Origin of the sequence: Nguyenibacter vanlangensis (genome assembly GCF_013376155.1) — a bacterium.
Lineage (GTDB): Bacteria > Pseudomonadota > Alphaproteobacteria > Acetobacterales > Acetobacteraceae > Gluconacetobacter > Gluconacetobacter vanlangensis.
This window is the reverse complement of sequence record NZ_JABXXP010000049.1, coordinates 1-11,701: the sequence shown is the minus strand read 5'-3', so window position 1 is coordinate 11,701 and position 11,701 is coordinate 1. Positions and strand designations below refer to the sequence as shown.

12 protein-coding genes and 1 pseudogene are annotated in these 11,701 nt (G+C 67.5%); 9 read left to right on the top strand and 4 right to left on the bottom strand.

The annotated features are described in order from the left end of the window. The 4 genes and pseudogenes from HUK84_RS05220 to HUK84_RS05205 all read left to right on the top strand — a co-directional run. Window positions 1-221, top strand: a pseudogene (locus HUK84_RS05220) (glycine zipper family protein); the annotation flags it as partial. Between the two features lie 81 nt (window positions 222-302). Beyond that, window positions 303-653 carry an EF-hand domain-containing protein gene (locus tag HUK84_RS05215; protein ID WP_176639322.1) on the top strand — a complete coding sequence of 117 codons (351 nt, stop codon included), beginning with the start codon at window positions 303-305 and terminating at the stop codon, window positions 651-653. A gap of 51 nt (window positions 654-704) precedes the next feature. Beyond that, window positions 705-1,052 carry a hypothetical protein gene (locus HUK84_RS05210; protein ID WP_176639321.1) on the top strand — a complete coding sequence of 116 codons (348 nt, stop codon included), beginning with the start codon at window positions 705-707 and terminating at the stop codon, window positions 1,050-1,052. Continuing rightward, window positions 1,049-1,756 (top strand): DUF4410 domain-containing protein, encoded by a 708-nt coding sequence (locus HUK84_RS05205; RefSeq protein WP_246285408.1) that lies wholly within the window; start codon window positions 1,049-1,051, stop codon window positions 1,754-1,756. The genes HUK84_RS05210 and HUK84_RS05205 overlap by 4 nt, the downstream gene beginning before the upstream one ends. A gap of 314 nt (window positions 1,757-2,070) precedes the next feature. On the opposite strand, the gene HUK84_RS05200 is transcribed toward HUK84_RS05205, so the two are convergent. Then, a complete protein-coding gene (locus tag HUK84_RS05200; protein WP_176639319.1) occupies window positions 2,071-2,961 on the bottom strand; it encodes an SDR family oxidoreductase in 891 nt (296 codons plus the stop codon). Window positions 2,962-3,054: 93 nt separating this feature from the next. Here HUK84_RS05200 and HUK84_RS05195 point away from each other — a divergent pair, with 93 nt between their 5' ends. Beyond that, window positions 3,055-3,888, top strand: coding sequence for a helix-turn-helix transcriptional regulator (locus HUK84_RS05195; protein WP_176639318.1), 834 nt, complete (start codon window positions 3,055-3,057; stop codon window positions 3,886-3,888). Between the two features lie 115 nt (window positions 3,889-4,003). Here HUK84_RS05195 and HUK84_RS05190 read toward each other — a convergent pair whose 3' ends face one another. Beyond that, window positions 4,004-4,624 carry a TetR/AcrR family transcriptional regulator gene (locus HUK84_RS05190; protein WP_176639317.1) on the bottom strand — a complete coding sequence of 207 codons (621 nt, stop codon included), beginning with the start codon at window positions 4,622-4,624 and terminating at the stop codon, window positions 4,004-4,006. Window positions 4,625-4,771: 147 nt separating this feature from the next. Here HUK84_RS05190 and HUK84_RS05185 point away from each other — a divergent pair, with 147 nt between their 5' ends. Both HUK84_RS05185 and HUK84_RS05180 read left to right on the top strand, forming a co-directional pair. Continuing rightward, window positions 4,772-5,488, top strand: a complete 717-nt coding sequence (locus HUK84_RS05185) for a glutathione S-transferase family protein (protein WP_176639316.1) — start codon at window positions 4,772-4,774, stop codon at window positions 5,486-5,488. Between the two features lie 265 nt (window positions 5,489-5,753). Further along, window positions 5,754-6,794, top strand: coding sequence for a zinc-dependent alcohol dehydrogenase family protein (locus HUK84_RS05180; protein ID WP_176639315.1), 1,041 nt, complete (start codon window positions 5,754-5,756; stop codon window positions 6,792-6,794). Between the two features lie 66 nt (window positions 6,795-6,860). Here the strand turns inward: HUK84_RS05180 and HUK84_RS05175 are convergent, their stop codons facing one another. Then, entirely contained in the window at window positions 6,861-8,315 is a 1,455-nt protein-coding gene (locus HUK84_RS05175) for a SulP family inorganic anion transporter (protein WP_176639314.1), read from the bottom strand. 233 nt (window positions 8,316-8,548) lie between these two features. Here HUK84_RS05175 and HUK84_RS05170 point away from each other — a divergent pair, with 233 nt between their 5' ends. Next, window positions 8,549-9,424 (top strand): sugar phosphate isomerase/epimerase family protein, encoded by an 876-nt coding sequence (locus tag HUK84_RS05170; RefSeq protein WP_176639313.1) that lies wholly within the window; start codon window positions 8,549-8,551, stop codon window positions 9,422-9,424. After that, window positions 9,408-10,460 carry an isopenicillin N synthase family dioxygenase gene (locus tag HUK84_RS05165; protein WP_176639312.1) on the top strand — a complete coding sequence of 351 codons (1,053 nt, stop codon included), beginning with the start codon at window positions 9,408-9,410 and terminating at the stop codon, window positions 10,458-10,460. Before HUK84_RS05170 ends, HUK84_RS05165 begins: the two co-directional genes overlap by 17 nt. A gap of 25 nt (window positions 10,461-10,485) precedes the next feature. Here the strand turns inward: HUK84_RS05165 and HUK84_RS05160 are convergent, their stop codons facing one another. Then, a complete protein-coding gene (locus HUK84_RS05160; protein WP_246285407.1) occupies window positions 10,486-11,412 on the bottom strand; it encodes a LysR family transcriptional regulator in 927 nt (308 codons plus the stop codon). Window positions 11,413-11,701: the final 289 nt, after the last annotated feature.

Genomic DNA, 11,701 nt, shown 5'->3' with positions numbered 1-11,701 from the left:
GTTGCGCCGCGATCGGCGCCGGCAGCGGGTTGCTGCTGGGTTCCGTGCTCGGCGCCGCGCGCGGGCGGCAGACCGCGCAGAGTTTCCAGCATCGTTATGACGGCGCCTATGCGCAATGCATGGTCGGCAATGGCGAGCAATTGCCGCCGCCCCCCGTGGCCTACACGCCGCCGCCCGCGATCGTCTATCCGCCCCCGGCGGTCCTCTACCCCGCGCCGTGAATAAAAAACGAGAACCGCCGTCGCATCGGCACGGCGGCTCCGTATCACGGATCGGATACAGCGTCGGAGGACCAGATAACGATGTTTCGGACTCTTTCGTACCTGGGCGGATTCGTCGCGATCTGTGGCGTGGTCATGTTGGCCATGAACGCGTTGGCCGGAGCCGCGCGGGCGCAGTCGCCGGACCCGCAGCAGGACAGGCGTCTCGCGAGCTTCCAGGCGGCGGACACCAATCGGGACGGACGGATTTCGCGAGACGAATTCGAGGCTTTCGCCCGCGCACGGATCGCCGCGTCGGGCGGGATGCGTGCGGCGATGTTCGGCCGGATGGATCCGGACCAGCAGAAAGCCCGCCTGGAGGAACGTTTTTTCCAAATGGATGACGATCACAAGGGTTATCTCACGCCCGCCGATTGGCATCCGCAATCCTGAGCGGGCACGCCGTGCCGCGTGTCCGCTTTCTTTCTTCTGGAGACAAACACGATGTTCGATCGTTTTCCGAAGTCCGGCCTTTCGGCCGCAGCCGTTGCAACCATGCTGTCGGTCGCGTCGGCGCAGGCGGCGACGGCCACATATTGGGGGCCGCGCGGCGGCGTGACGGTGCATACGCGGGGTGCCGGACCATGCTGCTACCGCCCTCATTGGGGCGCCGTGGCGGCCGGTGTCGCCGCGGGCGCGGCCCTGGGTACGGCCGTGGGCGCGGCCGCGAGCCACCCGCCCTATGCTTATCCGCCCTATTACGCCTATCCCGCCTATGTCGTGCCGCGTCCCGTCATCTATCCCGCGCCGGTGGTGGTGCGTCCCCCGGTCTATGTCTATCCCTTGCCATGATTTCGGCCGAACGTCGCCCCTCATTGCCGGAGACGTGGGCGGCGCAGATGCGCATGACGGCGGCGGGCGGCGCCCTGATCGTGTTGTCCGGCTGCGCGGGGGCTCATGTCGATGGGCCGGCGACGGCGCGGGATGTCCGGCCGGTCGCCCCTGTCGCGGTGGACGTCACGTCGCGTGTGGTCCCGACATCGGCAAATGCGGGCGCGATGGACAGCACCATGAGCGCGCTTGTGGCCGGACTCGTCCAAAGCCTGCGGAAAGCCCATATCGCCGCGCATCCAGCTTCGGGCGATGAGGCGCCGCCACATGAAGCGGGCCGGGAACTCGCCCTTGTCGTCGATGTCTCCAGATTGCAGTCCGGCAATGCCTGGACGCGGGAATCAATATTTGAGTGGCCTGCTGATCCGAGAAATTCTCATAAGAATTTCTCGGGCAGGACACTGGTCGGCTTCGGCGCCGGGAAGAGCTGTCTGCAAGCGCATGTCATGCTCGTCGATATGCGCGGGGTGCGGCTGGACGCCCTGCTGGACTTCACGGTCAGGGCGGATAGCGGCGCGATGCCCGGTGTGGCCGTCAGTGCCTGGAATCCGATCGGCCTAGAGCATTTCCACCGAACACCGGTTCAGTGGAAATGCTCTAGGTTGTTATTTTATCGAGCATCTTCACCCGTTCAAACGAGTCCGTTTGAACGGGATCTGCTCTAGCCGTCCATGGCGGGGTCGCGATCACGCGGGAAGCCACCGGCGACGGTCACGAAAACGCCGACCGGACCGTCAAGGCGATCGTCAAAAGAATGGTCGGATATTACCGGGACAATGGGTGGCTTTCCGCTCCGCCAAGCAGCGGCTGAATAGCAGCGGCTGAATCATCGTGAATGATCGACAGGGCAAGGGCCCGTCTCGGGATGGCGGAATTCCGACCGTTCGCGCGGTATGCCGCCTCCGAAATTCATGAGACGAATTCTCGTCTTGAATTTCGGAGATCAGCCGGTCGTGGAGAGGCGGTTTTACATGGCCGTTCAGTCCTGCGCGACCTGAAGCTGCTCGAGGTCGGCGATCAACCCGGGTCCGGTCGGTTCCCATTCCAGCCGCCTGCGCGTGCGGACGCTGGAGGCGCGCATGTCGAGCGCCGCGAACATGGCGAACCGTCCGAAAAACGCCTGGGCCTCGTCGGGCGCGATGGACCGGACCGGCAGGTCGAGGCGCCGGCCGATGGCGTGGACGATATCGCGCATCGTCACGCCTTCCTCGGCCACCGCGTGATATATCGCGCCGGATTCGGCCTTCTCGATCGCCAGCCTGTAAAGACGGGCCACATCGCGGACATGCGCCGCCGGCCAGTGACTCGCGCCGTCGCCGACATAGGTGCAGGCGCCTTTCTCGCGAAATATCGCGATGAGGGGCGTGATGAGGCCCTGCCTGGCCGTGTCATGAACCTGGGGAAGGCGCATGACCGAGGCGCGGACGCCCCGTGGGAGCAGCGCAAGCGCCGTCTGTTCGGAGACGCGCGGGAATGGGAAATCCGGCGGGATCTGGTCGTCTTCGGTCGCGGCGCGACCCGGCTCGGCCAGTCCCGCCAGTCCCCCCGTGACGATGAGGGGCCTGGCGGAGCCGGCGAGCGCGGAGCCCAGGGCCTCGATGGCGCGACGATCCGTTTCGCAACTCGCCGCGAAATTCGACCAGTCATGGACGAACGCCAGGTGGATGACGGCGTCCGAGGCTTCGGCCCCGGTGCGCAGGCTGTCGAGATCCGCGAGCGTACCGCGCTGGATCTCGGCGCCGGCGGCGGCGAGGGCGTGGGCGCCTTCTTCGGAACGGGCCAGGCCGAGGACGTCATGTCCGGCGGCGATCAGCTCCCTGACCGTGGGAAGGCCGATGAATCCGGTGGCACCGGTAACGAATACACGCATGGGTAATGTCTCCCCGTTTCAGGCAGGACAAATCTCGTCCCGTGCCCTATGCTGGTAAAGTAGTGACGTTATCATATTATAAAGAGTACCAGGATGAGCCTGCATCCGGCCGGCGAGAAGCGCCTCGGCACGTATTTGAGGGACCGTCGGGCGAAGCTCGACCCGGCTGCCTTCGGCTTTCAGCCGGACCGCCGGCGCACCCCCGGCCTGCGCCGCGAGGAAGTCGCCCAGCGGGCCAATATCAGCCCGACCTGGTACACGTGGCTCGAACAGGGGAGAGGCGGCACGCCGTCGGCGGACGTGCTGGACCGGATTGCCCGGGCGCTGATGCTGACCGATGTCGAGCGCGAGCATCTGTTCCTGCTCGGGCTGGGGCGGCCGCCGGAGGCGCGCTATCGCAAGAGCGACGGCGTTACGCCGCGCCTCCAGCGGGTGCTCGATGCGCTGGAGTCGAGCCCCGCAATCATCCGCACCGCGACATGGGACGTGGTGGCCTGGAACAAGGCGGCGACCGTCATGCTGGGGGATTACGGCGCGCTGCCGCCGACGCGGCGCAATATCCTGCGCACCCTCTTCCTCGATCCGGGCGCCCGCGCGATGCAGCACGATTGGGACAGCGTGGCGCGCTTCGTGATCGGGGCTTTCCGGGTCGATGTGGCGCGCGGAGGGGCGGCGGACGAGATCGCGCCTCTGGTGGATGAACTCTGCCGGCTCAGTCCCGAATTCCGGACGATGTGGCGCGACAACGGCGTCAGCGCCGCGCCCGGCGAGATCGTCAAGCATATCCGGCATCCGCTTCTTGGGCCGTTCGCCTTCGAATATTCGGTTTTTTCGGTCGATGGGCGCCCGGACCTCACATTGGTCGTCTATAACCCGGCGACGCCGGAAGATGCCGAAAAGATCAGGTCGTTGATGAAACGCGGCTGATGATGCCGGGATCGTCGTCGGGTAGCAGGCCGCCGAACTGGCGGCCCGGCTGGGCCGGACATCTTCGTGATCGCCGGCCATGGCGTTCGGCGTGGGCGCTCTTGTTCCGGTGCCGCTATTCCGATGTCGCGCCGGCATGGCCTGCTGCGGTCCCGTCGAGCAGGGCGATGACGGGGGCGGCCATGGCGTCCAGCATGGCGGGTTCGGGGCGGAGGCGGGCCATGACGCGGATGCCCAGCACGAGCGCCAGCAGATGGCGGGCCAGGATGTCCGGGGCCAGCGGGGTGGTGGCGATCGTGCCGTCGGCCTGGCCGGCCGCCACGCGATCGCGGAAGAAGGATTCGATCCGGTCCAGCCGGTCGGTCACCGCCTGGCGGCATTCGGGGTCATGGGGCGCGATCTCGAGCGCCGTGTTGACCACCAGGCAGCCCCGGCGGCGGGGATCGGCCAGCGATTCCGCGATGATCGCCTGGAAAAGTCCCATTATGGCCCGGTGCGGCGGCTGGCCGTCCGCCTGCGCGATGTAGCGGCGGACGGTGCCGTGTTCGGAATAATGCCGGAGCGCGCGGCGGAACAAGGCGCGCTTGTCGCCGAAGGCATTGTAGAGGCTGGTGCCGGTGATCCCCATGCTGTCGGCCAGGTCGCGTACCGACGTTGCCTCGTACCCCCGGGTCCAGAAGCAGTCGATCGCGGCCGCGAGCGCCGCGTCTTCGTCAAATTCCCTCGGCCTGGCCATGTGCGGCAATGCGCTCCGTTCCGGTTTTGTCTTTCTTGAATGATTTTAGATCGATCGATACAAAACGGCAAGGTTCCGGCGGGACCGGTCTTCGCCGGGTGTTGGAGTGCCCTGGTGGACTGCCCTGGTGGACTGCAAGGAGATGCCATGATCCGGTTTTATTTCCATCCCACGCCCAATCCGGCCAAAATCGCCCTGTTCCTGGAAGAGACGGGCCTGGAATACGAACTGGTGCCCGTCGATACCCGCAAGGGGGAGCAGCACGATCCGGCCTTCCTGGCGATCAATCCCAACGGCAAGGTGCCGGCGATCGTCGATACGGATGGTCCCGGCGGAAAGCCGGCGCGGGTGTTCGATTCCAATGCCATCCTGCTCTATCTGGCGGAAAAGACCGGGCGGTTCCTGGGGGATGCCGAGGATCGGCCGGATCTGCTGTCCTGGCTGTTCTTCATTGCGACGGGGGTCGGGCCGTTTTCCGGCCAGGCGGTGCATTTCCAGCATCACGCGCCGGACAGGCTGGAGTACGCGGTCAATCGCTATCGTCGGGAGATCGCGCGGCATTACCGCGTGCTGGACCTGCATCTGGCCGGGCGCGACTATCTGGTGGGGGGCGGCTATACGATCGTGGACATGGCGGCCTGGGGCTGGATCCGCATGGCGTCGCGGGTGCTGGCGGTGCAGGACGATCCGCTGGCGCCCTTTCCCAATCTGCGGCGGTGGTTCCTGACCGTCGATGCCCGGCCGGCGGCGGCGCGGGCGCGGCAGGTGGGGCAGGGGCATGATTTCAAGACGGAAATCGACGAGGCGGCACGGCGCGCGCTGTTTCCTTCGAATTATCCGGCGGATGATCCGGCGGGTGCGTGACGGAGGGGACGGTGATCAGTCGCCGGCGGTGCGTCCCGAGGTGAGTGAGGCGGGCAAGGCGGTGCTGTTCGGGCAGAGGGCGCCGCAATCGAAGGAGGCGGGGACCTGAAGGCCGCAACCCGAACGCCGGACGGGCTGCCGCGTTGTCGCGGCACGTCGCGCGCGGGTTTGCGCAGGATCAAGGCGGGGCGGGCCGGGCACGCGTAGAGGCGTGCATTGCCGAAGCGGCGGGAGCCGCGCGGCGATCAACTGGCGGAGCGATGTCATGAAGGCGTTCGTCTATAACGGTCCTGGCCGGATGGCGGTCGAGGAGCGGCCTGTCCCCGAGATCCGCGATCCGGGCGATGCGGTGGTGCGGATGACCAAGACCACGATCTGCGGCACCGACCTGCATATCCTCAAGGGCGATGTGCCGACCTGCCTGCCCGGTACGGTCCTGGGGCATGAAGGGATCGGGGTGGTGGAGAAAGTCGGCGCGGCGGTGACGGCGTTCAGGCCGGGCGACCGGGTGCTGATCTCGTGCATCTCGTCCTGCGGCAGATGCGCCTATTGCCGGCGGGGCATGTTCTCGCACTGCACGACGGGGGGCTGGGTGCTGGGGAACCGGATCGACGGCACGCAGGCGGAGTTCGTGCGCACGCCCCATGCCGATACCAGCCTTTATCCGCTGCCGGACGGGGTGGATGAGGAGGCGCTGGTGATGCTGAGCGACATCCTGCCGACCGGGTTCGAATGCGGGGTGCTGAACGGCAAGGTGGCGCCGGGGAGCACGGTCGCGATCGTCGGGGCCGGACCGATCGGCATCGCCGCGCTGCTGACGGCGCAGCTTTATGCGCCTGCCCGGATCATCATGATCGACCTGGACGCGAACCGGCTGCAGACCGCGCTGCAATTCGGCGCGACGGACGTGGTCGATAGCGGCCGGGGCGACGCCGTCGCGACCGTGATGGCGCTGACCGAGGGGCTGGGGGTCGATACGGCGGTCGAGGCGGTCGGCATTCCCGCGACGTTCGAACTCTGCGAGGCGATCATCGGCGCCGGGGGGACCATCGCCAATGTCGGCGTGCACGGGACGAAGGTCGACCTGCATCTGGAACGCCTGTGGGACAGGAACATCACCATCACCACCCGGCTGGTCGATACGGTCACCACGCCCATGCTGCTGAAGAGCGTGGCATCGCGGCGGATCGATCCGGCGCGGCTGGTGACGCATCGCTTCACCTTCGACAGAATTCTGGATGCCTATGCGGTGTTCGGCCATGCGGCGGAGGAAAAGGCGATGAAGGTGGTGATCTCGGCCGCCTGACGCAGGGTCCGGGGACGGGGTCGCCGGGCGGGTCCCTGGACTGGCCCGGTGCTCGGTGGCCGCGGCTCACATGGCCAGCAATTCCTGCTGCGCGTGCGCGGCGATCACGCCGTGGCGGTCGGGGTGCAGGCCGGCGACCGTGACGGTGAGGCCGCGTTCCTGGAGTTTGGCGAGGGTCTTTTCCAGCATGCCGACCGAGGTGATGTCCCAGAAATGGGCCTCGGTGACGTCGATGACGACGGTGTGGGCCATGGTCTGGAAGTCGATCGCGTCATAGAGCAGGTCGGCGGAGGCGAAGAAGAGCTGGCCCTTGACGACGTAGCGGTCGGTGCCGTCCGTGCCGTGGCGGGTGATCGCCACCAGGGCCATCACCCGCCAGGCGAAGAACACGCCGCTGAGCAGCACGCCGACCGCCACCCCGGCCGCCAAATCGTGGGTGGCCACCACCACGCCCACCGTCGCCAGCATGACCAGGCTGGACAATTTGGGGTGGCGCAGCAGGTCGCGCAGCGATCCCCATGCGAAGGTGCTGATCGACACCATGATCATGATGGCGACCAGCGCCGCCACCGGCACTTGGGCCACATAGCGGTGCAGCAGCACCATCAGCGCCAGCAGGAACGCGCCGGCGGTGAAGGTGGACAGGCGTCCGCGCCCGCCATAGCGCAGATTGCCGACCGTCTGGCCGATCATGCCGCACCCGGCGATGCCGCCGAACACTCCGGCCAGGATGTTCGACAGGCCCAGCCCGGTGCATTCCATGCGCGGATCGCCGTGGGTGTCGGTGGCGTCGTCGACCACGCGGGCGGTCATCAGCGATTCCAGCAATCCCACGGCGGCCATGGCGATCGCGTAGGGCAGGACGGTTTCCAATGTCGCGACATCGAGTGGCACGTGCGGCAGGGCCAGGCCGGGCAGGCCGGCCGGCAGCGCGCCGAGGTCGGCGACCGTGCGGACCGGCATGCGGTGCCACATCGTGATCGCCGTCAGCACGACGATGCAGACCAGCGGCGAGGGGATCGCGTCGTTCAGCCGGGGCAGCAGATAGATGATCGCCAGGCCCAGCGCGATCAGCGCGTAGCTGTGCCAGGTCGCGTGCAGCATCTGCGGTACCTGGGCGGAGAAGATCAGGATGGCCAGCGCGTTGACGAAGCCGGTGCGGATCTCGGCCGAGACGAAGCGCATCAGCACCTGCAGGCGCAGCAGGCCGAACAGCATTTGCAGCAGGCCGGCCAGCAGGGTCGCCAGCAGCATGTAGGGCGTGCCGTGCCGATGCACCAAAGCGGCGGCGACCAGGGCGACCGAGCCCGCGGCCCCGGAGATCATGCCGGGCCGGCCGCCGGTTATGGCGATCGCGACGCTGATGACGAACGAGGCGTAGAGCGACACGGCGGGCGAGACGCCGGCGACATAGGAAAAGGCGATCACCTCGGGGATCAGGGCGAAGGTGCCGACCATGCCGGCCAGCACCTCGCGCAGCGGGGCATGGGCCCACTGTGCGCGGTACGCTGAGAATTGCATGAGGGAGAAGGGTCCTTTGCGCGTGATGAGGGGATGTCGTCGTTTCGCGGCCCGACGCGGCAATGGTCCCGCGACTCTAGGGGCGGGGGGACGAAAGGGCAAGGCAAGGCCGCGGCGCGCCGTGCGGGCGGGATGAAGTTTACTTTGCGATGTTCCTATTTATTGCGGAACGACCGGTGTGGAACGCTTCATCGCGATCGAAGCGGGCGGGAACGATGGCGGAAGGCGGGGGGATGCGGCTGGATCTCTTTCGGAGCTTGTGGGGCCATGGCGGGTCGTGGGCCGAGGCGATCGCCGAATTGCGCGCGGCCGGGTTCGACGGAATCGAGGCCCGCGTGCCGGCGAGCTTGGCCGAGGCGCGGGAGCGGGGACAATTGCTGCGGGATGAGGGCGTGCCCTATATCGCCATCGTGCTGACGGGCGGCGGGGTGATTCCGGACCAATCGGCCGGCGTGGCGGCGCATCTGGCGGATCTGCGCGACGGGCTGGAGCGCGCGGCCGCGCTGGCGCCGCGTTTCGTCAATGTACTGGGCGGATGCGACCGCTGGTCGGCGGCGCAGCAGGTGGAGTTCATTGCCCGCGCGCAGGAGATCGCGCGCGCGGGCGGCGTGAGCTGCGTCTTCGAGACGCATCGCGCGCGGATCCTGGCCACGCCCTGGGTGACGCTGGAGGTCGTCCGGCAGCATCCCGACGTGCTGTTCACCACCGATATCAGCCATTGGGTGGTGGTCAGCGAGCGCCTGCTGGATGATCCGGCCGATGATTTCGGCGCGTTCGTCGCACGGGTGCATCATATCCAGGCTCGTGTCGGCTATGACCAGGGACCGCAGGTGCCGCACCCGGCGGCGCCTGAATATCGGCGCGAATTGCTGTTCCACCAGGACCATTGGGAACGGGTCTGGCGGGCCCAGCGGGCCCGGGGAATGGCGGTGACGACGATGACGCCGGAATTCGGCCCGGACGGGTACCTGCACCGCCTGCCCTTTACCGGGACGCCCGTCGCGGATCTGTGGGACCTCAATGCCTGGATGGGGCAGGCCGAGCGGGCGCATTTTTCGCGATTCATGTCAGCTTGCGCGCAGGATGAAGACGATGACGACAGAGCATGATCCCTTGACCGCCCGCGGGGATTTCACGGCCATACCGGTCGTCGATATCGCCGGCTTGTACAGTGCCGATCCCCAGGCGCGCGCCCGGGTGGCGGCGGCCCTGGGGGAGGCCGCGCGCAATGTCGGGTTCCTGTATATCTCCGGCCACCAGGTCGCGCCGGAGCTGATCGGGAATGTGCGGCAGGCGGCACGGGATTTCTTCGCCCAGCCCTTCGACGACAAGATGCGCCATTATATCGGCGCGTCCGCGACCCATAAGGGCTATGTGCCGGAAGGCGAGGAGGTGTACGGCACCGGCCGTCCCGACCGGAAGGAAGCGTTCGACATCGGCTATGAGGTGCCGGGGGACCATCCGCTGGTGCGGGCGGGCACGCCGCTGCTGGGGCCGAATGACTGGCCGGCGCTGCCGGGGTTCCGCGCGGCGGCCCAGGCATATTACCAGGCGGTCTTCGCGCTGGGGCGGACCCTGTTTCGCGGCTTCGCGCTGGCGCTGGGGCTGGCCGAGGGATATTTCGACGACCTAGCGCGCTTTCCGCCCTCCAAGCTGCGGATGATCCACTATCCGCATGATGAGGACGCCGAGGACGCGCTGGGAATCGGCGCGCATACCGATTACGAATGCTTTACCATCCTGCTGGCCGATGCGCCGGGGCTGGAGGTGCTGAACGGCAAGGGGGAATGGATCGATGCCCCGCCGGTCGAGGGGGCGTTCGTGGTGAATATCGGCGACATGCTGGAGGTCATGACCGCCGGGGCGTTCGTCGCCACCGCGCACCGGGTCCGCAAGGTGAAGCAGGAGCGCTATTCCTTCCCGCTGTTCTATGCCTGCGATTACCACACCCAGATCCGGCCGCTGCCGGCCTTCGCGGTGGCGGGGCAGGCTTATGAGACGATCACCATCGGCGAGCATATGTGGGCGCAGGCCCTGCAGACCTATCGCTATCTCGGCCGGCGCGTCGCCGAGGGGCGGATCGCCCTGCCGGACGGCGCGCGGCGTCCGGCCAGCTTCGGCCATCTGGGCAAGGCGGGAGCGTAAGGCAGGCGTTTCGGCGCGGGCCGGGTCAGCAGGTGGATTGCAGGATCCGGCGGAAGGTTTCGGCCATCAGGCTGGCGTGGGAATCCCGCTTGACCAGGAAATGGAACTGCGTGACCAGCGGCAGGCCCGCGCAGTTCAGGCGGCGGAACTGGCCGCTGGCCTCGAGCGGGGTGGCGAAGATTTCGGGCAGGAAGCCGATGAACTGGCCGGTCAGGATCAGCAGCGCGCGCGCGTCGATATTCTCGGCCGAGGCGGAGAAGGTGAGGGTGCGCCGCGTGTCCTCCCAACCCGGCGCGGTGGCCGCGTCGGAGACTTCGATCAGGCGGTGGCCGTCCAGCATGTCGAAGGTGATCGGGTCGTCTGCCCGGGCGAAGAGCGGGTGCCGGCGGCCGCAATAGAGATGCAGCGTTTCGGTGAAGAGCGGCGTCGTCTGCAGGTTGGGCTGCGCGTGCGGGCGCAGGGTGATGCCGGCGGTGGCGCGGTCGTCGAGCACCGCGTATTCGATTTCGTGCGACGCGGTCGATCGGAGGTCGATGACGACGTCGGGGTGGGCCGACGCGAAGAGTTCCAGGGCCCGGACGATGCCGGTCTCGCCATAGACCAGCATGTTGTCGGTGACGTAGAGCGTGAAGCGGCCCGACAGGATGCCGCTGGCGGAATTGACCCGGTCGCGGAACCGTTCGATGTCGCGCAGCAGGTCGGTGGTCGCGTCCAGGACCTGCGCGCCTTCGGGCGTCAGGGCGAAGCCGCCGCGCCCGCGCTTGCACAGCTTGATCTTCAGGCGGTTTTCCAGCGCCGCGATGTCGATGCTGATCGAGGATTTGCTTTTGCCCAGCGCCAGTTCGGCCGCGGCGAAGCCGCCCTTCTGCGCGACGGTGCGAAAGACGCGCAGCAGGCGCAGATCGACTTCGGCGAGCTGGCCGCTGAAGGCGGCGGCCGGGCGGACGGCCATGCGCGCGGTCGGTCCCTTGGTCGTGGTTCTGTGCATCGTGTGGAAATTATGGGTCAAAAGCCGGTTCGCGCCAAATCGCCGAGCCAGATCCTCAGGCCAGATCCTCGGGCGGTGCCCCTGACACGGGGTGGGGCGTGCGGTAGGGTGATCGGACCGGTGTCGGAACGGGGTGGTGGTCATGCGGGTGGGGCTGGGTGGTTTCTTGGTGTTTTCCCTGCTCTTTTTCCTGGCTCCGGGGCGTGGGCCGCGCGCGGCTGAGAAGGCCGGGCCGATGCCGGCGGCCGCGCGG